At 71.4% G+C, this 23379-nt stretch carries 20 protein-coding genes; 6 read left to right on the top strand and 14 right to left on the bottom strand.

What is annotated here, in order from left to right:
* Window positions 1-54: 54 nt before the first annotated feature.
* Window positions 55-570, top strand: coding sequence for an HTH domain-containing protein (locus PH189_RS30275; RefSeq protein ID WP_337994118.1), 516 nt, complete (start codon window positions 55-57; stop codon window positions 568-570).
* A 392-nt stretch (window positions 571-962) separates the two neighbouring features.
* Here PH189_RS30275 and PH189_RS01135 read toward each other — a convergent pair whose 3' ends face one another.
* Together PH189_RS01135 and PH189_RS01130 are read right to left on the bottom strand one after the other, a co-directional pair.
* A complete protein-coding gene (locus PH189_RS01135) occupies window positions 963-1778 on the bottom strand; it encodes a DUF2182 domain-containing protein (protein ID WP_274186889.1) in 816 nt (271 codons plus the stop codon).
* Between the two features lie 4 nt (window positions 1779-1782).
* A complete protein-coding gene (locus tag PH189_RS01130) occupies window positions 1783-2499 on the bottom strand; it encodes a DUF1326 domain-containing protein (protein ID WP_274186888.1) in 717 nt (238 codons plus the stop codon).
* Between the two features lie 445 nt (window positions 2500-2944).
* On the opposite strand from PH189_RS01130, the gene PH189_RS01125 reads away from it, so the two are divergent.
* Window positions 2945-3604, top strand: a complete 660-nt coding sequence (locus PH189_RS01125) for an SOUL family heme-binding protein (protein ID WP_274186887.1) — start codon at window positions 2945-2947, stop codon at window positions 3602-3604.
* Window positions 3605-4282: 678 nt separating this feature from the next.
* Here the strand turns inward: PH189_RS01125 and PH189_RS01120 are convergent.
* The 7 genes from PH189_RS01120 to PH189_RS01090 all read right to left on the bottom strand — a co-directional run bounded on the left by PH189_RS01120 (window position 4283) and on the right by PH189_RS01090 (window position 12578).
* Window positions 4283-4642 (bottom strand): pyridoxamine 5'-phosphate oxidase family protein, encoded by a 360-nt coding sequence (locus PH189_RS01120; RefSeq protein WP_274186886.1) that lies wholly within the window; start codon window positions 4640-4642, stop codon window positions 4283-4285.
* Window positions 4643-4797: 155 nt separating this feature from the next.
* Window positions 4798-5007, bottom strand: coding sequence for a hypothetical protein (locus tag PH189_RS01115; RefSeq protein ID WP_274186885.1), 210 nt, complete (start codon window positions 5005-5007; stop codon window positions 4798-4800).
* Window positions 5004-5405: an ANTAR domain-containing protein gene (locus PH189_RS01110; RefSeq protein WP_274186884.1), complete on the bottom strand. Its 402-nt coding sequence runs from the start codon at window positions 5403-5405 to the stop codon at window positions 5004-5006. Before PH189_RS01110 ends, PH189_RS01115 begins: the two co-directional genes overlap by 4 nt.
* 393 nt (window positions 5406-5798) lie before the next feature.
* Complete coding sequence (locus tag PH189_RS01105; protein ID WP_274186883.1) at window positions 5799-8012, bottom strand: SpoIIE family protein phosphatase; 2214 nt, start codon at window positions 8010-8012, stop codon at window positions 5799-5801.
* A gap of 35 nt (window positions 8013-8047) precedes the next feature.
* Window positions 8048-10651 carry a response regulator gene (locus tag PH189_RS01100; RefSeq protein ID WP_274186882.1) on the bottom strand — a complete coding sequence of 868 codons (2604 nt, stop codon included), beginning with the start codon at window positions 10649-10651 and terminating at the stop codon, window positions 8048-8050.
* A gap of 301 nt (window positions 10652-10952) precedes the next feature.
* Complete coding sequence (locus PH189_RS01095; RefSeq protein WP_274186881.1) at window positions 10953-11759, bottom strand: STAS domain-containing protein; 807 nt, start codon at window positions 11757-11759, stop codon at window positions 10953-10955.
* 303 nt (window positions 11760-12062) lie between these two features.
* The gene (locus PH189_RS01090; protein WP_274186880.1) at window positions 12063-12578 is read right to left on the bottom strand and encodes a VOC family protein; all 516 of its coding nucleotides are present in this window, start codon (window positions 12576-12578) and stop codon (window positions 12063-12065) included.
* Between the two features lie 60 nt (window positions 12579-12638).
* Here PH189_RS01090 and PH189_RS01085 point away from each other — a divergent pair, with 60 nt between their 5' ends.
* Entirely contained in the window at window positions 12639-13508 is an 870-nt protein-coding gene (locus tag PH189_RS01085) for a TetR/AcrR family transcriptional regulator (RefSeq protein WP_274186879.1), read from the top strand.
* 366 nt (window positions 13509-13874) lie between these two features.
* Here the strand turns inward: PH189_RS01085 and PH189_RS01080 are convergent, their stop codons facing one another.
* From PH189_RS01080 to PH189_RS01070, 3 genes are all read right to left on the bottom strand, one after another.
* A complete protein-coding gene (locus PH189_RS01080; protein WP_274186878.1) occupies window positions 13875-14357 on the bottom strand; it encodes a DUF1269 domain-containing protein in 483 nt (160 codons plus the stop codon).
* A gap of 119 nt (window positions 14358-14476) precedes the next feature.
* Window positions 14477-14947, bottom strand: a complete 471-nt coding sequence (locus PH189_RS01075) for a DUF7144 family membrane protein (protein WP_274186877.1) — start codon at window positions 14945-14947, stop codon at window positions 14477-14479.
* A 266-nt stretch (window positions 14948-15213) separates the two neighbouring features.
* Window positions 15214-17820 (bottom strand): winged helix-turn-helix domain-containing protein, encoded by a 2607-nt coding sequence (locus PH189_RS01070; protein ID WP_274186876.1) that lies wholly within the window; start codon window positions 17818-17820, stop codon window positions 15214-15216.
* A 298-nt stretch (window positions 17821-18118) separates the two neighbouring features.
* On the opposite strand from PH189_RS01070, the gene PH189_RS01065 reads away from it, so the two are divergent.
* Both PH189_RS01065 and PH189_RS01060 read left to right on the top strand, forming a co-directional pair.
* The gene (locus PH189_RS01065; protein WP_274186875.1) at window positions 18119-18325 is read left to right on the top strand and encodes a hypothetical protein; all 207 of its coding nucleotides are present in this window, start codon (window positions 18119-18121) and stop codon (window positions 18323-18325) included.
* Between the two features lie 205 nt (window positions 18326-18530).
* Window positions 18531-19346: a M48 family metallopeptidase gene (locus tag PH189_RS01060; protein ID WP_274186874.1), complete on the top strand. Its 816-nt coding sequence runs from the start codon at window positions 18531-18533 to the stop codon at window positions 19344-19346.
* Window positions 19347-19374: 28 nt separating this feature from the next.
* Here PH189_RS01060 and PH189_RS01055 read toward each other — a convergent pair whose 3' ends face one another.
* Both PH189_RS01055 and PH189_RS01050 read right to left on the bottom strand, forming a co-directional pair.
* The gene (locus PH189_RS01055; RefSeq protein WP_274186873.1) at window positions 19375-21186 is read right to left on the bottom strand and encodes a BCCT family transporter; all 1812 of its coding nucleotides are present in this window, start codon (window positions 21184-21186) and stop codon (window positions 19375-19377) included.
* Window positions 21183-21653, bottom strand: coding sequence for a DUF7144 family membrane protein (locus PH189_RS01050; protein ID WP_274186872.1), 471 nt, complete (start codon window positions 21651-21653; stop codon window positions 21183-21185). Before PH189_RS01050 ends, PH189_RS01055 begins: the two co-directional genes overlap by 4 nt.
* Before the next feature lie 127 nt (window positions 21654-21780).
* Between PH189_RS01050 and PH189_RS01045 the strand changes: the two genes are divergently transcribed.
* Window positions 21781-23379, top strand: coding sequence for an MFS transporter (locus tag PH189_RS01045; protein WP_274186871.1), 1599 nt, complete (start codon window positions 21781-21783; stop codon window positions 23377-23379).

Raw genomic sequence — 23379 nt, 5'->3', positions numbered from 1 at the left:
ACCCGGAAAGTGACATCTCTTGTCACTCGCTCCGGAGGTCGGCAGGCTGGCGGCATGCGCGCCGGCCGGCTGGTGGCCCTGGCGTCGCTTCTGCAGAGTCAGGGGCGGCTCACCGGGGCCGACCTCGCCGCGCGCCTGGAAGTCAGTCGACGGACGGTGCTGCGCGACATCGAGGCCCTCATCGGGGCGGGCGTGCCGATCTACTCGGTACACGGACCCGGCGGAGGGTTCGCCCTGCTCGACCAGCAGGCATCGCTACCCGCCGTGGGTCTCGGGTGGCGGGCCCCGCGGCGGCAGCCCCGGCGAGCGCGAGCCCGGATCGCGCCGCAGGGCGCGACCCTCGCGGCGGTCCTCGGCCGCCTCCCACCACTGCGGCCGCGACCGGACGCCGTCGCCGATCCCCGTGGGTGGGGCGAGGTGAGCTTTCGATGGCACTCCCTCGAGCACACCGCCGCCGACGTGCTCTCCCTGGGCCCTCTGATCGAGATCACGCATCCACCGGAACTGCGCGACCGCGTCGCCGATCTCGCCGGCCGGACCCACGCTCTCTACGAACCCGGCGCGACCTGATCGAGGTCGTGCCCGACCGCGCGGTCACGACAACCCGGAGTCCGTCGCGGCTCGCACCGGGCCCACGCGTCGAGGCGGCGGACGCGAGCGCGCTGGGGTTGCGGCAGCGCTCCGCGACGCTCCGAGCGGTGACCGCAGCACAGTGGGCCCCGACCGTGTCGGGAACGTTGCGCGGCGGAATGGCTGCCACGTCCGTGTCGGTCACTTCCATGGCGGACACGGTGACACCTCGCGCCGACGGCTGAAGGCACAATTCGTGTTCCGTTCCTCGGAGGTGTTCGGCCGGTCGTCCCCCGGTGCCTTCGCGGCGGAACATTCGGCCGAGCTCCCTGACGCGGAGGGCGAGCGACCGGGTCACCGCCCGCTTGTTCGGCACCCCCATCGGAGGAGCATCACATCATCACCATGTCGCGCATTCCGGGGATCGTGAGCCCGGGAACGGCGGTCGGGGCGACGAGAACGACGATTCCGAGGACGACGAGGAGTGCCGCCGTCCCGTAGGTGACCAGGGAGCGCCACGGTGCGAGCTTCTCGATGGCGATGAGGACGGCGACGAACGCCATCCACACGATGCTCATGACGCCGAGGGCGAACAGGGCGAGCATGAGCGCCCAGCAGCACCCGAGACACCAGGCGCCGAGTCTGACGCCCATCCGCAGGCCGCCGAGCGAGCCATCGCGCCAGGAGCCGAGCAGGAAACCCAGCGGGCTCCGGCATCTGGTCAGGCAGACGCTCTTCAACGGGGTCAGTTCGTAGATGCCCGCGAAGATGAGCGCGGCACCCGCGAGAGCACGACCGCCGCTGTCCCACGCGAGAGCATCGCCACCCACCCGGCTCGAGGCCGCTCCGACCCCCCAGGCGATCGCACCGGCAACGGTCCACGTCAGGAGGTACCCGCCGGTGAAGGCAGAGGGTGCGACAGGGGTCCGCGTCTTCGTCATCCGTGTGTACAACGCAACGGTCGGCGCGACCGACGGAAACATCATCGCCGCCATCATCACGACCCAGAGAAGGACGAACCAGCCGAGACCGCCGAGAGCGGTCCACGGGCCGGAGTCCATTCCCCGCATCTGCTCGGCGGACCACCACCAGGCCACCGCCGCAACGACCAGGAGTGCGACGACGAGACCGAGCCGCGCGCCGGCAGCCGCCAGCGCCGGACGGGGGCCTTCATCGGCGGCTCGCTCGCTGCGGTTCCCCAGGGTCATGTCGTCAAGCTGCCCAGGAGAAGTCCGAGTGCGAGACCCCCGTCTTGCCCTCGTACCGGATACCGAAGGCGTCGATGTGTGATCGAGTGGCCTCGGCCATCGTGAGGTCGGAGGCCACCGGGTGGAACATGCCCGAGAACTTCACCGGCTCCGCGGGCTCCTTGCCGAACGGCACGATGTCCTGGATCTCGAAGTCGATCCCTCCGGATACGCGCACCGAGTGCCGCAGGCCGTCGTGGTCGATCTCGATCGTGGCCCGCTCCGGTCCCAGGACCTCCCCGACCAGTGGGGCGAGACCGGCCATCGGTCCCCCGAGCTGACCACTGAAGACCTGGGCCAGCTGCTCGAACTGGGCGTCGCTCGCCTGGTCGTCGACGAACACCCCGACCCGCCAGTTCCCTTCGGTCATGATCTTCGGCGTGTCGATGATCATGACGATCTTGCGGTCCGATACGTCGGTGCCGCCGATCGATCCTTGTCGGATGTCGAAAGCCAGACTGGCTCGGCAGAAATCGTAGGTGGCGCCGTGATCCAGTGACAGGTTGCACGGGCACATCAACTCGCAGGAGCAGGTCTCTACGTAGCGGCCCCGCAGGTTCCACGACATGGTCGCTCCCGACATCATGCGACTAATGGGGGATCGACTGTCCTGCGCACCACTCTTCGTGTCAAGGCGCTGCGTGGCCTCCGACCCGCCGATCTTCGTTGCGTCGACCTCCATGACGAGGAGCTACAGATCGCAAACAGAGAGTTGCTCGAGGCTGATTCGGACAGGCGACGCGAGGGCAGTGCGCTCGGCAATCTTGTCGACGGACGACGCCTGTCTGCTCAGGCACCCCACTACTTTCGGCTATGCGACCGGTTGTCGTCGATTGCGCACGCGGCGCGTTCCCGGATTCTCGTTCGGCCCAGTTCTCGACGGTGGCCTTCGACTGTCCACGATCGGAAGCGGCTCCTGAGCCTCGTCGTGCGTTCTTGCCAGCCGTCGGTCGCAGGTCGCATCCCGCCGCGCTCATCCCGGTCAGAAGCCGTGCACCGACCTCTGTGCCGATGCCGTGACGTCGAACGTGGTGCGAGTGACCGGCACCGTCGCGATCGACCGCGCCGGTCGCCGCCGTGCCGAGCGTAGAGTTCTCCGGTAGACCGCCCCTCTGGAGGAGGGTCACGTGGACGTCCGCAAGCTCGCCGTGCAGGTGGTCGAGTCCGTGTTGTCGGTCGGCGGGATCCGGGTCGGCACGGAGGAACCGCACCATCTTCGTCGGCCGTTGACGGAGAGCGTCGAGCTACGGCGGTACGGACCGCGGATCGCGGCGGAGACGGTGGTCGCGGGCGACGAGGACCAGGCCCGGAACCTCGGGTTCCGGCGCCTGGCACGCTACATCTTCGGGGCCAACCACCGCAGCGACGAGATCGCGATGACGGCGCCGGTGGCGCAGCAGCCGGCCGGTGGCGACGAGATCGCCATGACCGCCCCCGTCGCCCAGTCCCGTCAGGACGACGGTGGGTGGAGGATCCGGTTCTTCATGCCGGCGAAGTGGACGCTGGAGACCCTGCCCGTACCTGACGATGACGGGGTCAGGCTGGTGACGGTGCCCGGAGAGACCGTCGCGGTGTTGCGCTTCAGTGGCGACCGTGGCGCACGAGCCGTCGCCGCCCGGACCGACGAGCTGTTGCAGACTCTGAGCGACCGCGGCATCGACACCATCGGGGACGCGGCCGCGTGGTTCTACGACCCACCCTGGACGCTGCCGTTCCGACGCCGCAACGAGATCGTCGTGCCGGTGGGAAGCACCCCGCGGGACGACCGGACCTGGGTCTCGACGTGATGGTCCCCGGCGACCGGGTGCAGGGCTGGGGCACGACTCGTTCGCCCGGCCCGAAGCGCCGCACGTCGACGAGCTCGACGAGGTCCGCCGGCCTCTCCCGCACCCATGACGAACGTGGTGTCGACGAGCTTGTCGTGCCCGCGCTGCTCGAGCACGGGGGCGCCGGCGCTCTCGGCGACCGGCTGGTGCGCACGCCCGGGAACCCCGCTCGACGCCTGCCCGGCACCGTCCCTGGCGCCGCCGAACTCGGACCGGTGGGGGGGGTCGAGCCCGGGACCTTCGGTCCTGCCCGACGGTGGTCGGCGATCGCACTGTCGTGGACAGGCCCGGCGCGGGGCCACGGTCGGGGTGGAGGAGAAACGCCGGCCCCCCTCGCGCGCGGGCCTACCCGGAGCCCGGACGCCCACGCGGAGCTCGCGACCGCGGAAGGTCGGCGCCGTGGGTCTGCGTGCACGTGCCGACTGGCGGTGCGTGGCGCCGAGACCCGCTCGAACGGTGTCCTGCACGCTGGTCGCCCTCGGCTCCGGGTCGGCCGGGCGCTGACCTCGAACGTCTGTCCCTCCCCGGGGCGGCCGGGGTCGGCGCCCGGCCTCCTCGCGCATTGCGCGCGACCACCACGACGGTGCAGCTCGCCCGCGGCGTCTCGTCAGCCTCCACACGGATCGGTGGATCCCGGCCTCACCTCGGGGTCTCACCGCGGCCGGTGCGGCTGTGCAGGCGGATGCGGTAGAGCACCGGCGCGCCCGTGCCGGCTCCGTGGCCGTGGTCGGTCGTGCCGTGCCCGTCGTCGGGCAGGGCCGTCCGACTCGGTCGTTCGCGCCGGAACCGGCGCATCAGCAGCTGCATCGCCTCGTCCGCCTGGTCCCCGGAGAGCTCCTCGAACCGGCCCTGCGCGATCACCGAGCGCCAGTCGGTCAGCCCCCGCACGTCCTCCACCTCCACACAGACCTCCGGGCGTGCGCGCATGAGGTCGAGCTTCTTCCCGCCCGCGCAGTGCCCGTACACGCACCCGTCGCCGTAGGCGTAGCTGATCGGCACGGGGCGGCAGCGAGCCGCTGCCCGAACCAGCCACCGACGAGGAACGCGACGACGAGGTAGCAGGGGATGGCGCGTCGGCCGCTCGTGAATTGCTGTCAGCAGCGGGGAGGGTGGCCTGCTCCGCCGGTGCGAGTCGATCGACCCGGGGGAGCGACTCAGGGAAGGTCGGCCCCCGCGGCACGTGGTCGCTGTCGGTCCTGAAGCCGTTCGAGGGCTCGCCGGAGGACGTCGATGCGCCGAGGGTCACGCGCGCTCGCCTCTTCCTCGGCGAACTCGGCGGCGACGGTGCCGAACGGCAGGTGTCCGGCTCGCACGTCGTCGATGATCGCGGCGAGCTCGATCTCGGCCTCCTCGCCCGGACTCACGCGGTCCGCCGGAGAAGGCGATCGAGCACCGCGGTGATCTCGTCGCGGCAGGCGTCGGGGACGTCGACGGTGCGCACGGCACGGAGGATGTCGTCGCAGACATGGACGAGCTCGGTGTTGGTCTGCTGCGAGAGCCAGACGAGCACGTCGAACGCGTCGTCCGGCTCCAGGCCGAAGCCGGACATCAGGATGCCCTCGACCTGATCGATACGGGCTCGGGTGACGACGGCGCGCTCGTGGTCGTCGCGCCGCTGTTCGGCCTTCTCGGCCCTGCGTTCCGCGCGCTCGATGCGCTCGTGGAGGTCCGTCACGTCCTCGGTGGAGCGACGTCGGTCCTCCGCGGAACCGAACACGTCGGTGGTGCAGGGCGCGCTCTTCCGCACGACGTCAGGAGTCACGCAGACATCTCGCCCGGCACCGCGCGATCTGGGCATACACCGTCCCGGTCCTGGCGTGGCGTGCGGGTGGACCGCCGGCGTCCGGGGCAGGGACGCCGGCGGCCCTCTCTCCGCGGCCCGGATCGGGGCGTTCCGTGCTCCTCGGAGCACCGTCGACGCTAGGACCCTGCCCCGTGCCGCGGCAGGCGCCGTCGGGCGCATCTTCGCCGAGGAGTCCGACCGGGAGAAGTTTCGCCGAGCGGACGTTTCGCTCGTCGAATCCTCTCGCCTCACGAGGCCGGCGGGCACCGTTGACGGTCGACCACGCTCGGACCGGTGTCGACAACGACCTGCCGGGCGGACTGCAGGAGGAGGTGCGACGGGCAGGTCCCGCCCGGGCAGAACGGCGGCCGTTCAGCTCCGGAGGGCAGGTGTGGCCGGCGGGCTCGACCGTGGCGAGTGCTGGAGCTGTGGCTGCGGCTGCTCGTCGGCGGCGGGGGTGAGTCGCGCGGCGAGCAGGACGATGTCGTCGTAGCGGGGCTGGAGACGGGTGAGGGTGGTCAGGATGGCGTCGCACTGGGAGCCGACGGGCAGGGTGGCGGTGCGTTGCGCGGTGGAGCGCAGCCGTTCCAGCCCGATGTCGATGATCTCTCCGCGGCGTTCGACGAGCCCGTCGGAGTAGAGCAGCAGGGTCGACCCGATCGGTAGCGCGACGGCTGCCTCCTCGCGGTGCTCGGCTACCGGGAACGCCAGCAGCGGGGAGCGACCGGCGGTGAGGAGATCGGCCCGGCCCTCGGGAGTGACAAGGATGGGCGGGGGGTGGCCCGCGCAGGCGTAGGTGACGTCGGCCCGGTGGGGGTCGATCACCGCGCAGGCGATCGTGGAGTAGCGGGCCGAGGGCAGGGTCGCGGCGAAGGCGCTGATCTCGTTGATCAGATCGGCGGGGCCGCTGCTGCGTGGCGCGAGCACGGCGAATGCCGTGCGCACCTGGCCCATGGTGGCGGCGGCCTCCAACCCGTGCCCGACGATGTCGCCCACGGCGACGACCGCCCGCCCGTCGGGCAGCAGGATGCTCTCGTGCCAGTCGCCGCCGACGTGCAGCGATCCGTCCCCCGGCAGGTAGCGGGAGGCCGTCTGCAGGCGGGGATGGGTGAGCGGTGTGGCGGGGAGCAGCGCATGTTGCAGCCGCTCAGCGGTCGTGTGGTCGTGCTCGAGCAACCGGGCGGTGGCGATGCTCGATCCGGCGCGCGCAGCGAGTTCCTGTACGTAGGCGAGATCAGCCGGGGTGTAGTCCGGCCGGTCCGGGTGGCTGATGCCCAGCATCATGACGGTGTCCCCGCCGATGAGCGGCACGGAGATGTGCGAGCGTGGCCCGAGCTCCTCCAGCAGCGCTGCGGTCGGCGGGTCCAGGGCGTACTCGGCGACCCGCTCCGGGGTGATGCGCTCGATCAGGTGAGACTCCCCGGCGGCAGCCCGATGCGTGGAGTGGGCCGCCCGGGGTGGCAGCGCGTGATGCTCCCGCAGCATGCGCAGCGTCTCGCGCAGGTGCGGATCCCGATGAGCGAGCGCGAGGACACGACGCGGCGGGCCCGGCTGCTCGACGACGGCATAGTCGGCCAGGGCCGGCACCACCAGGTCGATGAGCCGTCGGCAGCGCGCGGCCGCCGAACCGGCGGTCTCCAGCTCGCCGAGCACGCGAGCGGTCAGTTCCGAGCGTTCCAGCTTGAGGGCACGGCGGCTCTGCAGCTGCCCGCGGAGCAGGACCGCTCCGCAGCGGAGTGCGAGATCGGCGAGCACCGTCATCGTGAGCTCGTCCGCCGCGTTCTCCTCTGTCCACGCCGCGGCCAACGCGCCCACCACCTGACCGTTGGGGAGCGCGATCGGCACCACCGCCATCGTCCGGCAGCCCGATCCGTTCGTCGCCGCCTGCGGGAAGGACGCCAGCGGCGCCTCGCGGCTGCCGAAGACCTGCGGACGGCCCGACTCGATCACCGCCGTCATCGGGGTCGGCGTGGCCAGCGGGACCTGCTCCCAGCCGTCGCCGGAGCGGGGGCCCGGCCCGGGACCGTGGCGGAGCGCCACCACCGCAGCCTCCCGGTCGAGCAGTCCCAGCTGGGTGTGATGGGCGTTGACCACCCGGTGGGCGTTCGCGACGATCTCCGCGGCCATCTCGTCCGCGGTGTGGGCCGCGGCCAGCGTTCCGGCCAGTTCCTGCAACATCTTCGCCTGGGTGAGCTCGCGGCGCAGACGGGCCTCGGCGCGGCGCATGCGCAGCAGCGCGCGGGCGGTGGCCACGAGGACGGCCGGGTCGACCGGCTCGGTGAGGTAGGCGTCGGCGCCGCCGTCGAGCCCGTGGACGCGCGCGGCATCGTCGACGCGCGTCTGGGACAGGTGCAGCACGGGCACGTGCGCGGTTCGCGGGGCGGCCTTGAGCCGGCGGCACACCTCGAAGCCGCTCATGTCGGGCAGGTTGACGTCGAGCACGACGAGGTCGGGGTCCTCGGCGGCACGGACGAGAGCGAGGGCGCCGGTGTCGGCCTCCTGCACCGTGAAGCCCTCGCGCACGAACGCGCGCCGCACCGCGTAGCGGTTCTCGGGGCTGTCGTCGATGACGAGGACGGTTCCCACGTCGGCTGGGGTGGTGCCGCTCGCTTCCGAGGAGGTCATGGCACCCCTGCTCCGGTCCGGCCACGGCGGGGCGGCGTCGGGTGGGCGACGAGGAACCAGAATTCCTGGAGCGCGCGCAGCCCCCTCTGCAGCTCGCCGAACTCCAGCGCTTTGATCAGGTAGGCGTTGGCGCCTCGTCGGTAGGCGGCGTCGATGTCCTCCTGACGCGTGGAGCCCGACACGACGACGACCGGCATCACCCGGGCGAACGGGTCGTCCTTGAGATCGCTGAGCACGTCCAGCCCGCGTCGGCCGGGGAGGTTCAGGTCGAGCAGCACCAGCATCGGCCACGGGTCGGGGGTCGCGCGATCTCCGATCAGGCGCTCGAGTGCCTCCTCACCACTGCGGAAGCGCACGATGTGCTCACCGATCGTGGTCCCGCGCAGCGCGCGGCAGAGCGCGGTGAAGTCCTCGTCGTTGTCCTCGACGACCGCCAGCGATTCGAGCTCAGCGCTGCTCATGGCGCCTCCAGCGTGAAACACAGGACGGACCCGAGCCCGAGCGCCGAGTCGTCGACCCAGAGTATGCCGCCGTGCCGCTCGACGATGCGTCGCGCGATCGTCAACCCGGCGGTCCGGTCCGGCCAGCTCGATACCCCGGCGGGTCTCGGACAGCCGGCAGGCGGAGATCTCGACCTGAGGCTGCGCGTGCTCGTTGTACTTGATCGCGTTGGCGACGAGGTTGACCAGCACCTGCCGCACCCGGCTGCGGTCGCCGTACAGCCGCTGCTCGCCGGAGGTCACCAGCAGCGCGGCGTGGGAGACCGTCAGGCGCCCGGCGAGCAGTTCGCGCGCATCGTCGACCAGCTCGGACACGGCGAAGTCCGCCGGCTCGAGCGTGGCGCGGCCGATACGTGAGTACTCCAGCAGCGAGTCCAGGAGGCCTCCCATGCCCCGGGCCAACCGCATGATCGTCGCCAGCTGCTCGCGGCCCTCGGCGCCGAGGGTGTCGTGATAGTCCTCGACCAGGAACGTGGCGAAGTTGTTGATGCCGCGCAGGGGCTCCTTGAGGTCGTGTGCGGCGATGTAGGCGAACGCGTCGAGATCGGCGTTCGAGCGGGCGAGCTCGGCGTTGAGAGCAGCCAGCTGTTCGGCGCGGGTCAGGAGGAAGGTCCCCAGCCCGCCGCGGAGCTCGAGCACCGATTCCACCTCGACCTCACGCCACGGGCGGCTGGTGGCCCGTACCGACTCCGCCCACTGCGCGAACGAACCGTGCGGGCCCAGCGGCGCCTGCGCGGCACCTCGATCGGTCGCGGCGCGCGCGCCACCCCAGGTGACCGTGTGCACCCACTCCGGACGGAACCACACCAGGTAGTTGCCGCGCGCGTGCCCCAGCGGCACGGCGAGGAGGCCGCTCGCCGTGTCGGTCAGCCCCGCGTGGCCGGGCAGGGCGGCCGCCAGCGACGCGGCCTGGAAGACGTCAGCGGTGTCGCGCGCCGCCAACTCGTCCAGCAGGGACCGCACCGCCGCCTCGTCCGGGGTGCGTCCGACCAACCGCAGCTCCGATCCGAGGCGTACGGCTGCGCCGTCGGCGTCGCACACGCCCAGGAGCGCCGCGTCGGCGTCCGCCAGGCCCTCGGGGATGGTCTCCGCGGCGGCCACCTGCTCGAGCACGGCCGTACGGTGCTCGCTGAGTGTGACGCGCCGCTCGCTGGTCTCGAGCGCTTCGAGCGCCTGGAGCTGCATCGAACAGACGAGTCCGATCAGCTCACAGGTCGCGCGGACCTCGTGCCCCACCTGCCGCGGACCCGCGTAGTGATGCGCCGAGATCAGCCCCCACAGCCGGTTCCCGACCGACAGCGCGATCGACATCGACGCCGTCGCGCCCATGTTGCGCAGGTACTCGATGTGCATCGGCGACACGGCCCGCAGCACTCCCGCCGAGACGTCCAGCCACGCGCCGGTCAGGGGGTTCACGAGCGGCACGAGCGGCACCGGCTCGGCCTGCGCGTCGGGGATGAGGCGCAGCCGGTTCTGCAGGTAGAGCGCGCGTGCCTGGGCCGGGATGTCGCTGGCCGGATAGTGCAGCCCCAGGAACGCGGGCAGCGGCTCGAGCTTGTCCTCAGCGACGATCACGCCGTGGTCGTCGGGCTCGAACCGGTCGGCCCACACCCGATCGAAGCCGGTCAGCTCACGCACGACCCGCGCCGCCCGGACCAGCAGCTCCTCCACCGACGAGGTGTCCTGCAACGCCGCCACCGACTGCGCCAACCGCTCCTGGAGGTCCGCCGTCCCGGGCCGGCCGGCCTCCGCGGCCAGCTCCAGCTCCACGACGAGGAGCTGCTCGTCGGGGCGGTAGGCGAAAGCGTCGAACTCGCCACCCGCGATCGTCGCCCGCACCGGCCGTAGGTTCGGGGTGAGCAGGGTGGAGCGACGTCGCAGCTCGCCGACCAGCTCCTCGCCGAGCACCTCGCTCAGCGAGGCGCCCAGCGTCCGGTCGGTCTCACGTCCGAGCAGGGCGCCGGCATTGGCCGACACCTGAACGATCGTGCCGTCCTGCGCCTCCGCCGCCAGCAGCGCGCCGCCGGGCTGGATCGCCCCGGGCGTGTGGATCGGCTCGCGCTCGCAATTGCTGCGATCGATCGGGGTGCCCGGAGCCACGAAGTCGATCGATGGGCTCCGTCGCACGGCGCGCGCCCCCTGCCTCGGACCTGATCGCCCCACGGGAGCGTCGGCGCGGTCGCCGTCCCGCCGGGTCGGCGACCCGTCCTATCGGCGCGGCCGTCGCACCGGCCGCGCACACGATCGAACCTTCCGGAGAACCACGGGGGCACCCCCCCACGACCTGCCGGAGAAGCTTCCGCCGCCCGGGACCCAGCGTCAATGCCGACCCGATCTCCCCGGTGCCGTCCGGGTGGGCGCCCTCGCCGGTCGTGCTGCCCGGCGTGGAGCTCACATCGGCTCACTCGCCGAACGGTGGGTACGGGCTCCGTCCCTGAGGTGGCCTCTCCTCCTGCGGGCGTTCCTCTGCGCGACCGGTGATCCGGTGCTGGTCGCCGGGTGCCGATGCGGGGAGCCCGGCAAGGGCCAAGGCCCGGCCGGCGGGGCTCTGCGGTGGGGCGTGCAGCCGGACACCGCCGCCGGGGTGGCCGTGCTGGAACTCGACGAGCAACCGGATACCCGCGCTGGACAGGAAGCTCACCGCCGTCAGATCGATGGTCACGCTGTCGGCGCCGTCGCTCACATGCTCATCGAGCCAGTCGCCCAGAGCGGGGACGCTCGCGAAGTCCAGCTCCCCGGTGAGGTGAGCCGTGATCCCGCCGCGATCGTCGAGTTCGACATGCGGCTGGAACGGGGGCGGGTCGGGCACCTCCGCGAGCCCGTGCGCAACCTGGCGCAGGAACGGCAGCAGCGCGCTCCGCTCACCAGGGCTGCAGGCGGACACGCCGCGCTCGACCACGGCCGTGATGCGCTCCAGGTAGAGCTGGATGGCGGTACGTCCGACGGCGGTCAGCTCGATCACGAGCTTGCGCCGGTCGCGGGGGTGACGGTTCCGGGTGGCCAGGTTCTCGACCTCGAGCCGGTCGAGCAGGCTGGTCGCTGCGGCGTTGCTGATACCGACCTCGCCGGCGAGCTCGCTCGGCGTGAGCGGTCCGCGCATCGCCATGACGGTCAGCGCGAGCATCTCGGTGTTGCCCACGCCGAGCAGCCCGCGCGCGGTCGCGAGACGGAACCGGTCGAAAGCGACCGCGACCGTGGCCAGAGCCACCGTCAGGTCCCGGTGCGGGCCTCCGTTCGATTCGCCGACCTGCGACGCGTCGGAACCCGATTCGTTCTTCGCGCTCATCACGGGTGTAGTCCTCTAGGACGTTGCGCTCGAGGCCGTTGAGGTCAGGAAGCGCGAGTAGCCATACGAGTCGGCCCCCGGGTGTTCACCCCTCACGGGACCATCAACCCGTCCAGTGTGGCTGGACGCCATCCTCGGCGGCTACCCGGAACTCGGGGCACCGCGTTCGGTGGCGCCGTTGCGCCGTGCGATCCGGACGGGGTTCTCGTGATGCGCATCGGGTCTCTAGCCGCCATCGAGCAGCGGCTGTTCGTGGCTGAGCCGGTACCCGTCGGCCACGAGTTCGTATCCCTGGAAGCGGTCCCAGGGCCGGGCTGGAATCCCGACCAGGACGTCGATCCCATCGGGGTCGACCACGGCCACCAGGTCGGCGTCGTCGTGTCGGCGGGATGTGGGGGAGAGCCCGAGTGCGTCCGCGTGGGTGCGGTACCGCTCCAGCGCGGCCTTGTCCCGGACCCGCCAGATGATCGGGTGCTCGCCACGCAGGTCGGCCGGCGCGCCGAGGGTGGCCCGGAGCCGCAGGCTCAGGGCGAAGCCGGCCCGGGGATGGCTCAGGCTGCATCCGGTGACCTGCCCGTCGTGGAGGAACTCGCGGAGCACGGTGAGGCCGAGGAGCTGACCGTAGAACCGGGCGCTCGCCCCGATGTCCGTTACCGGAAGCATCGCGACGAGCACCGACTCGGGGTGGGGGAGGTCCTGGTCGGTCGGCTTGGCGCCGGTGGCCTCTGTGGTCGCGGTCATGGCTCTCACCTGTTAACTTGACGGTGTGTGTATTGAAAATACTACCTGTCAGAGAATGTGATGGGCAAGAGGGCCTACGAGTCACCCCTGCGCACCGCACAGGCGGCGAGGACGCGCCAGCAGATCATCGATGCGGCGTGGCGGGCGTTCGTGCGCGACGGGTACGGCGGCACGTCGATGGCGGCGCTCGCGCGGGAAGCCGGTGTCTCGCGCGAGACGCTCTACAAGACGTTCCGCACCAAGCCCGACCTGCTCAAAGCGGTCTACGACGTGGCCGTTGTCGGCGACCACGAGTCCGTCGCGGTCGCGGACCGGCCCGAGTACACCCAGATGCTGGCCGACCCCGACCCTGCCGCGGCAACCCGAACCTTCGGGATGCTGTCCGCCGAGCTCGTCGAGCGCATCGGGCCCGTGCTGAGAGTTCTCGCCGATGCCGCCCACGAGCCGGAGCTGCAGAGTCTGCTCGAGGCCACCCGGGCCGAACGCCTCGAGGGCACGCGGAACCTGCTCGTCCGGCTCTCCGGCACATCGGCCGGCCCTGCACTGGACCGCGCCGTCGACGTGGTGTGGACCCTCGTCTCGCCGGAGGTCGCGCTGCTGCTCATCGACCAACGTGGCTGGACACGCGAGCAGTACGGCCTCTGGCTCGGCGACGTAGTCGCCGAGCACGTGCACCGATTGTGCCGACCCAAGGACGCCGCTGCGCTTGGAGCTGCCGACACCTCGCTCAGCCGCGCCGCGTGGCCTGTCATCGAAGGGCGATCGACGTTCGCAAGCAGCGGTCCTGCATATCGGGCTGGTCAGACCCAGCGGTGGCCGGAGACGTCGGCCCGCAGCGCCTACGGGCAGAGGTCTCGAGGCTCCTCGGAGGAGACTTCGGCAGGTGAAGGACGACCAGCTCCGACCGATAGAACCAGGTCAGAGCTCTGACCTGCGACGAAGAGTGCCCCAGGCGGGACTCGAACCCACCGGACGGGTGGTGAATCCTGTCGGCAGTGGTGGTGCGCGGTGGGCGTTCGTGCTGGTCAGCGGTCAGATCGACCGAGGTGATCAAGCATCGTGACGGTCCGTCGGCGGTGGTGGTGTGACATGAGCGGTACCCAGACCGGTACCTCGGCTGGCGCCGCTCCTCAGCTCTCCGACTCGCCCGGAACAGGGATGATCGAGGACAAGCGACCCGGCAGCGACATTGCTCCCCCTAGCCGTCGGCTCTCGATCGCTGCCGACGCGCCGGGGCGACCGTGGCGCCTGCAGGCGGCTGCACCGCCGTCGGCCCGATGCGGTCAGGGACCGTCGTCAGGCGAAGACCTCCTTGAGGGCCTTCTCCTGGTCCTCGGAGAGGTTCGTGTGGATCAGCTCGACGCGATCGCCCCGGAAGGCATCGTGCACCTTGTCCATGACCGCTCCCGAGGTCATGACGAACAGAGCGGATGTGCCGGGCGTGACCTGGTCCCGAACGTTCTTGATGAAGTCGTCGTCGATCCCCACGTCGGCCAGAGCTCCGCTCGCTGCTCCGGTGGCCGCCCCGACAGCGGCCCCGAGCAAGGGAACGAAGAAGATCAGACCGAAGAGCATGCCCCAGAACATGCCGCCCATCGCGCCTGCCCCCACGAGGTTGTGGAGCTGTCGGGTGGTCGGGCGCTTGGCGCCTTCCTCCCACGAGATCGTGGCAGCGTCGTGGACCTGGATCAGCTCCTGCTTCTCCAGCGACTTCAGCCGGTCGACGGCTCCGTCCGCGCCATCGGTCGTCTGGAACTTCCACACTGTCAGCGTGGCCATGGTTGGTGAGCCTTTCTAGAGGGGTCGAGCCTCGAGCCAGGCTTGCGGCGCCGCCGGTCGGCCACCTCACACACGTCGGGTTAGCCGCCCCCCACGAGGGCTCCGACATCTCCCGTGGCTCATGCGCGGGTGTCGTCCCAGGTCGCCATCAAGGCATAGAGGACGAGCCCGTCGAGCGCGAGCACGAGGATCGACCAGATCGGGTAGGCCGGCAGCCACGCCAGTTGCACGATCATGTTGACCGTCACGAGCCCGATGCCCAACGCGCGGGCCCAGCCCGGGACGTCGCGGCCGAGCAGCGCGGCTCCAGTGGCGAGTACGAGCACGCCGAGGGCCAGGTGGAGCCAGCCCCAGGCAACGAGGTCGATGGCCAGCACAGCGCCGTCGATGGTCACGTACGTCGTGGGGGCGGCGAGCGCGAGGATGCCCTCGAGGACCGAGAAGGTGCCGGTCACCGCCATCACGATGCCGCCGAAGCGGACCCAGCCGGACCAGGACTCGGGCGAGCCGCTCGCCGGCGGCTCGGCCTCCCGCTGCCGAGGGATCGACACGCGGTCCGGCGAGGAGCTCGGTGTCTGTTGTTCGGTCATCATCGCCTCCGCACGGGCGGCAGAGCTGGGTGGACGAGGTCTCCGTGCACGGTGCTCCCCGGCCCGGGGCCCCTCCTCGCCCTGGGCGGGTGAGCTCTCCCACCGCCGGCACTGGCTGCCCCGACCGTCGATCCGGTACGACGCGAGGTCGCCCACGGCGGGTGAGGGTGACGCGGGTCCCGCGGACTGCGCCCGCGTGGTCGGCGAGGTCGGCGCGGGTCCGGAGGTCGCGGGACGACCGGCCACGTCGAGCCTCAGGTCGAGCCTCAGTCGGAGCTGGAGAGGAGGCCCACTCGGCGAGCCCGGAGCACGGCGGCGCGACGGGTGTCTGCGCCGAGCTTGTGGTAGATCGCTCGCTGGTGGGTCTTCACCGTGTTGGCGGAGACCGCGAGGTCCTCGGCGATCTCGACCACGGAGCGCATGCTCGGCAGGAGCTCGAGGACCTCCCGTTCCCGTTCGGTGAGCGCGACGACCGGCGGCGAGGACGCCGACGGGCCGGCGGAGAGCACGCGTGCGACCGTGCGGTCGAGGTCGTCGAAGCTCCCGCGTCGCTGCTCGAGGTATCGGTGGACCGTCGGTGCTGCTCGCAGGAGGGGACGGACGACACCCTGCGTGGCCGCCCGCCGGAGTGCGTCGTGCAGCCGGCGGCGGACGAACGGGTGCGCTCCCTGCGCGAGGGCGATCTCCGCATCGAGCACGGAGGACTCGACGGCGGCGAGAGCGGTGACGAAGGGGAGACTGCCTTCGCATGCCGGGGCGAGGAGCCGGCGTGCGCGCACGTCCCGGGTGGTGGCCCAGAGCTCCCGGGCCCGCAGGAGGACCGCGTCGCCCGTCCCGTCCAGCCGGGCCTCGACGTCACGCACGAGCCCCGCGGCCTCGTGTACCCGCCCCAGCCCGAGCGCCATCTCGTGCTCGAGCAGGGCGGCCAGCGCGACCTGGCGGACGTCGAGCTGGTCCGTGTCCTGGCGAGCGCGGCAGGCCCGCAGGCGGTGCCATCCATCGAGCTCCCGGCCGCTGTCGTGTTCCGCGGCGCCACGCAGGACCTCGAGCGACCGACGGTGCTCCACATGGTTGAGGGCTGCCATCGCCTCGGCCCGGGCGACCCCGGCGAGAGCGTGCTCCGGGCGCCCACCGAGGACATCGGCGCCAGCCAGCACCACCAGGGCGCCCACCGCCCACGGCGTGTGCTTCCACCCCTCGTCAGCCACCGATCGCAGGACGGCCTGGGCATGCTCGACGGCCACGAGGAGGTTGTCGCGGTGGGCATGAGCGAGCGCCAGGACGGTCCTGGCCTGCACGACGGCGTAGCGCCATCCGTGCCGCTCGGCCAGCGACAGGGCCTTCTCCGCGTCGGCGCGGGCGCGGTCCGGCTCCGAGGTGACCGACGCGTAACCGCGGGTCGTCAGGGCGAGGGTCCGCAGGGGAGCTCCGGTGACGGCCTCCGGCGCGATCCGCAGCGCCGCGGCCCGCGCGTCCACCGGTCGGCCACGAGCGAGTGCCAGACGGGTCTGCAGCACGGCGCGGACGGTGCCGAGGTTGGCGTCGTCGTCGCCGGTCTCACCCCCGACGTCCTGGGCGAGGGTCGCTGCGCGGTCGAGCTCGTCGTGCTCGAGTGCCGCGAGAGCGAGCACGATGCGTGCGCGGTGGTCCTCACCACGGGCCTCGAGCAGACGGTCGGGCTCCTCGAGGGACCGGAACGCCCCGCGGGCCAGCAGCTCGATCGCGCGGGCCCTCAGGAGGGCCTCGGTCCCGGCGACGTCGCAGGCGAGCGCGGAGTAGTGGAGGGCAGCGTCGGGGTCGTCCTGGGCCTCGTACCACGCGGCCGCGCGCTGGTAGAGGTCGCGGAGATCCTGCCAGCGGGTGCGTCGCAACCTGGCCACGACGTGGCTGCGCAGCAGCTCATGGGTGTGGAACTGCTCGCGCCGACGGTCGATGGCGGTGACCATGCTCGTGGACGCTTCCACGCGCTCGAGGACCTCGGCCGCCTCGGGATCGCCGGTCAGCACGGCGGCCAGTTCCACCGAGATCGGCGAGCATGCGCTGGCGGCCTCGACGAGGCGGCGCTCCCGATCGTCGAGCTTGGACAGGACCTCGTCCACCACGTAGTCGGCGACCGAGCGGTCGTCGCCGGCGAAGTCCTGCACCACCGCGGCAGGGTCGGGTGAGCTCTGCAGGGACCTCGCCACCAGACGCAGCGCGGCGACCCAGCCCTCGGTGCGTGCCACGAGACTGCCGATCTGTTCCGTGGTCAGCTCGATCGACGTCTGCTCGAACAGCTGCGCGGTGTCTGCGATCGTGAAGGCGAGCCGGTCGACCCGCACCTCACGCAGGCGGCCGTCCAGGCGGAGCCGATCCAGTCCGAGTGGTGGGTCGAACCGGCTGCACAGGACGATCGTGAGGCCACGGATCGGATACCGGACCAGGGCGCGGAGCTCACGCTCGGCCGGATGCCCCAGGATCTCGTGGACGTCGTCGAGGACCAGTCGCACGGGGTCGGGCAGGTCGTCGAGCACATCGAGGACCGTGGCGAGGAAGGCATCGTCGTGCGGGCGCCCGGCGGCGGGGGCGGCGTGCAGCCTGTGGAGGGCGCTGTCGGCCGGGACCTTCGCGCACAGGGCAGTCATCACCGACCGCCACCACGTGGCCTCGTCCCGGTCCGAGGCGTCCAGCGACAGCCAGGCCGTCGGGACCTCGGGCGTGGCGCGGACCCAGTCGGCCAACGCCACGGTCTTCCCGTGACCCGGCGGGGCACTGACGAGCACCACCGGGCAGGACCCCGTCGCGCCGCTCGGCTCGTCGAGCGCTCGCCGCACCCGCAGGCGTTCGACGACCTCGGCCGGGAGGAGCGGCACCGTGGTCTTCGAGAGTCGCATGGCGCGTTCACCGCCAACGGGCTCGGTCGCTCGGACTGGGTGATTCAGTGTGACTTCGTTGTGGCGCCGGGCATAGCTCTCTGTGATGGGTTCCGCCGAACGCTGGATTCGCTTGTTCAGGCAGCGGCATGCGTTCACGCCGACGGTCGTGCGCTCCGGGGATGACCCGGGATCCGTCGTCGGGTCACCTCTGCGGCATGAGGCCGTCGACGGTTCGGCGAGCCACGCTGTGGTCCCCGGAGGTCACATCACGAGCTCCGGCTACCCACTCACGCGAGCAGGTCGGCGAGGGCTTTCCATGGCATCCACCCGTTACGAGCTCCGGGTCCAGGGACGACTGTCCCCTGACGTCAGTCAGGACTTCGAGGAGTTCGACGTGACCGAGGCTCCGGCCGAGACCGTCCTGCTGGGCGAGGTCGTCGACGGGGCCCACCTCCACGGCGTCCTGGCCCGCCTCGAGTCGTTCGGGCTGCAGCTCGTCTCCCTGCGCGCAATGCCGCGGTAGGCCCCTGAGGGGTCGCGGGCTGCGGGTTGGGCCGCTCGCCCTCATCCGTGGGAGGCGAGGACGGGCGCCGCGTTTCCCGCCCACCATCGGCGCGAGACCGATCTGCCGTCCGGAGGCCGTCGTGAGCGACCAGCAGGCATCGACACGCAGAGATCGACACCGCGGATCGCCCCGCCCGGCTCGAGTGTCGAGGCATCCGGCTGAGGTGCCGTTCTTCGTCGTGATGGTGGTCCTCAACCTGGCCATCGTGCTGGTGATCGTGAGATCGGCCCTGGTGGTGCCCTTCCTGCCGGCGGAGATGCAGGACTCCGGGTTCGCGAACACCGTCCGCGCCGCGCTGGTCGGGCTCCTGCTCTTCGTTCCCGCCCTGATCGTCGTGCGTGAGGTTCAGCGGGCCTCGGTGCTGGGCACGGCGGTGCAGCTCTCGGAGCGGCAGTTCCCCGCCCTCTACGGCACCGCGCAGGAGTTCGCGGAGGCCCTCGGGCTCGGCCGGCGACCCGTCGTCTACCTGGCCAACGGGAACGGCGCGCTCAACGCCTTCGCCGCGCAGGCGGCCGGTCAGGACTACGTCGTGGTGTCGAGCCAGCTGTTCGCCCACCTGCGCGAGGAGAACCGCGACGGTCTTCGCTTCATCCTGGGACACGAGATGGCACACATCCGTCTGCACCACGTCTCGCTCTGGTACCAGCTCGCCGTGGCCTACTCCCAGCGGATCCCGATCCTCGGGCCCACGTTGTCCCGGTTGCGGGAGTACTCCTGCGACCGGATCGGCGCTGCCCTGGAGCCGCAGGGCGCCGTGGGCCTCGTCCTCCTCGCCTCCGGCCGCTACACCGAGACAGAGGTCGACATCGAGCAGCTTCTCGACCAGGGCCGTCGTCTGCGCGGAGTGTGGGTCGGCCTCGCCCAGCTCCCGCGATCGCACCCGTTCACGGTGCGGAGGCTGGAGCGTCTCGTGGGGCTCGGGCTCCTCTCGACGGACCCGGCCGACCGCGACCAGAGCGCCGAGTCCGACGCTGCGTGAGCCGGTCCAGGGACAGTGTCTGGTCGCCTCACTCGGCTGCGGACGGCGTCGTTCCTGTCCCGTCGACGTCGCCGTTGCCAGTGGTGACCGCCTCCGGGGCGTCCGCCCGACGTCGAGGCCGAGCCCCCGGAAAGGCCAGCACGCGGAGGGTGAAGTGGTCGCCGTAGTGGCTGGTGCCGTAGTCGACGGCCTGTTCGACGACCTCCGCGCTCTTGTCCTCGAGCCTCACCTGCGGGTCGTTCCTGAGGTCGCGGGCGAACGCGACGCAGAGGAGCAGCATGATCACGACGAAGGGAGCGGCGACGAGGATGGTGAGGCTCTCCAGGCCCTTGAGCGCATCCTCGCCGCCGACCAGCAGCATCACCACGGCGACCGCACCCATCATCGCGCCCCAGAAGACGACCACCCAGCGCTTCGGCTCGTCGGTGCCCCGTTGGGAGAGCGTGCCGGTCACGATCGATGCGGCATCCGCCCCGGAGACGAAGAAGATCGCGACGAGAACCATGACGAGCAATCCGGTGAACGAGGCGGCGGGGTACTGCGAGAGCACCGCGAACAGCTGCTGCTCGGTACCCGCGGAGGCCGGGTCGAGCCCGATCTTCTGCTGGGCGATGGCCGACCCCCCGAAGATGGCGAACCAGACCAGGCTCACCACGCTCGGCACGAGGATGACGCCCCCGACGAACTGTCGGATGGTGCGGCCGCGACTGATCTTGGCCAGGAACATCCCGACGAACGGTGTCCAGGAGATCCACCAGGCCCAGTAGAAGATCGTCCAGTCGCTCAGCCACTCGAGCATCGCGGGGCCGCCGGTCGCCTCCGAGCGTCCGGCCATCTCGAAGAAGTCGGTGAAGTAGGCCATGAGCCCGGTCTGCAGGAGGTCGAGGATGAGCACGGTCGGGCCGAGGACGAACACGAACAGCGCGAGCAGGCCCGCGAGCACCATGTTGATGTTCGACAGCCACTGGATGCCGCGCGCGATGCCCGACACCGCGGAGAGGACGAACGCCGCGGTGAGCACGATGATCATCGGGACGAGGACGCTGTTGCCGACGGAGGCGACCAGCCCGGTCGCCTCGAGGCCCCCACCGATCTGCAGGGCGCCCAGTCCCAGGGACGCGGCCGAACCGAACACGGTCGCGAAGATGGCGATGATGTCGATGACCTTGCCGAGCCAGCCGTCGGCCGCCCGCTGGCCGATGAGGGGGACGAAGGCGGAGCTGATGAGCTGTTTGCGGCCCTTGCGGAAGGTCGAGTACGCAATGGCCAGGCCGACCACCGCATAGATCGCCCACGGGTGCAGGGTCCAGTGGAACAGCGAGGTCGCCATCGCGGTGCGCACGGCCTCGACGTCGTCGCCCGGTGGCACCGATCCCGGCGGGGGACTGGTGTAGAAGGCGAGCGGCTCGGCGACGCCGTAGAACATCAACCCGATACCCATGCCCGCGCTGAACATCATCGCCACCCACGACGACGTCCGGAACGCCGGCCGCTCGTCGTCCCCGCCGAGGCGGATGCGCCCGAACCGACTGAACGCGAGACACAGGGCGAAGACGACGAACCCGAGTGCGGCGAGGCTGAACGCCCATCCGCCGGCCCGGATGAGTCCGTCGAGCAGCGCGCCGGTCACCGACGCGAGGGACGTGGGGTCGACGACGCCCCAGCCGACGAAGGCCAGGACCAGCGCCCCCCCGACGCCGAACACGACCCAGTCGGGACGGACGGCGCCAGGACGACCCGGAGGCCCGCCGGAGCGCGGCGCAGGAGCATCGTCGTTCGTGCTGTGGCGTGGCTCGCGCGCGCCGGGTACGGGCGCCTGGCCGTCGCCGTGGACGGTCATAGCCTGCCCGCGCTGTGCTGGTTCCCGACCGCGACGATCGCGCCGAGGACGAGCACGTCCAGGGCGATCATGATGATCGACCAGATCGGCGCGGCCGGTAGCCAGGCCAGTTGCACGATCGCGCTGAGCCCGACCACCGTGACTCCCGCGGCGCGAGCCCGACCGGACATCGCGTCGCGGAGCAGAGCGAGGCCGCTGAGGAGCACGAGCGCGCCGAGGACGAGGTGCAGCCAGGCCCAGCCGGCGAGGTCGATCGCGAGGACGGTCCCCTCGCGGGTGACGTAGGTGTCCGGTGCCGCCAGGGCCATCACGCCCTCGAGCACGGAGAACCCGCCGACGATCACCATCACGATGGCGCCGAAACGCACCCATTCCCTCGCGGAATTCGTGAAGACCGATTCGTCGTCGTTCCTGCGCGTCGCCGCGTCCTCGCGCGCCTCCGCGCGGGTGCCGTCTGCCTCCGCCATGTCGACCTCTTCCGCGAATCCGGCTCCTCAGGAGGATGACCTTCCGCCCCGCGGCTCTCCGGAGCCTCGCCCGCGGCGGGTGATGCCGTTCGACGGTGTCCGACGCACGGTGGGGCCAGGAGGTCCCATGGCCGAGGTGTCGAGCGAGGGGAGCGCACCAGCCGGCGGTCGGAGCCGGCTGCTCGCGCTGCTCCTGGCGATGGCGATGTTCGTCCTCGTCGTGGACACGTCGCTGATGAACGTCTCCATCGCGGCGGTTGTGCGCGACCTCGACACGACCGTCAGCGGTGTGCAGTCGGCGATCGCCCTCGAAGCCCTCGTGTCCGCGGCGTTCATCATCATCGGAGGCAAGGTCGGTGACCTGATCGGCCGCAAGAGGGCCTATGTGCTCGGCCTCCTGGGTTACGCGACGGGGGCCGTGGCGATGACCCTGGCGCAGGGGCTCACAGCGATCATCATCTTCTGGGCCGTCATCGGCGGGCTCGGCGCGGCGTTGCTGCTGCCCGCCATGCAGTCGCTGATCCACGGGAACTTCGCCGGCGTCGAGCGCAAGCAGGCCTACGCACTGGTCGGGGCCGCGGCCGCCATCGCCGCGGCGGTCGGCCCGCTCCTCGGCGGGTTCATCACGACGTTCCTGTCGTGGCGGCTCGGCTTCGCCCTCGAGGTGCTCATCATCGGCGTCGTGCTCTGCGGCGTGCGCCTAGTGCACGACGTGCCCTACCTCGGCCCGCGTCGCGTGGACGTCCTCGGGTCGGTGCTCTCGGTGGTCGGGATGGGCAGCGTCGTCCTGGGCATCCTCGTCTGGCAGGAGGGCGGCGAGGCCGTCGGTGCCCTCGTCGTCACCGGTGTGGTTGCGCTCGGCCTGCTCGCCGTCTGGCTGATCCGCTGTCGCCGTCGTGGCCGGGCCGCGCTGCTCGACGCCGGGCTCTTCGAGTCCCCGTGGTTCCGCCTGGGGATCTCCGCCCAGTTGCTCCAGCAGACCGCCCTCGGCGGCACGATGATCGCGCTGCCGATCTATCTGCAGATGGTCCTCGAGTACAGCGCCCTGCTCGCCGGCCTCTCGCTCGCGCCGCTGTCGCTGACGATGTTCGCGGTGGCCCTGGTCGCGGGGAGGCGAGCTGGACGGCGACGCCCGGCCACGGTGATCCGGGTCGGCTTCCTGCTCCTCGTGATCGGCAACGCCGTCCTCATCGCGACCGTGCCACGCGCGGACTTCGGCTGGGCGCTCATCCTCCCGCTCGCGCTCGCGGGTGCCGGCTTCGGACTGCTCGTCTCCCAGCTCAACGCCTACACACTCGGACCGATGTCCGAGGAGCGCGCGAGCGAGGCCGCCGGGGTCAACTCCGCCGCGGGCTCGTTCGGGCTCTCGCTCGGCCTGGCGCTCGCGGGCGCCGTCATGCTGGCCACGCTCGCGACGACGTTCACCGCCGAGGCGCGCTCCAGCTCGGTGCTTGCGCCCGGCGACCAGGAACGCGTCGCCGTGGCGCTGGAGCACGACGCCGAGGTGATGAGCAACACGGGCCTCGGACAGCTCCTGGCCGACGAGCCGCCCGCGGCGCGCGAGGAGGTGCTCCGGATCAACACGGTGGCGCGGCCGCCCGCGCTACAGGCCGCCCTGCTCGTCCCGCTCGTGGCGGGCGTGCTCGGTCTGCTGCTGTCGTTCCCGATGACGCGGCTGCGTGACCCCGAACAGAGCGGGGCCGCCGAGACGGCGCTCGGCGGTTGA

The sequence above is a fragment of the Actinomycetospora chibensis genome, from assembly GCF_028737215.1.
In the GTDB taxonomy this organism is placed as follows: domain Bacteria; phylum Actinomycetota; class Actinomycetes; order Mycobacteriales; family Pseudonocardiaceae; genus Actinomycetospora; species Actinomycetospora chibensis.
This window is presented reverse-complemented; position numbering and strand designations above follow the sequence as displayed.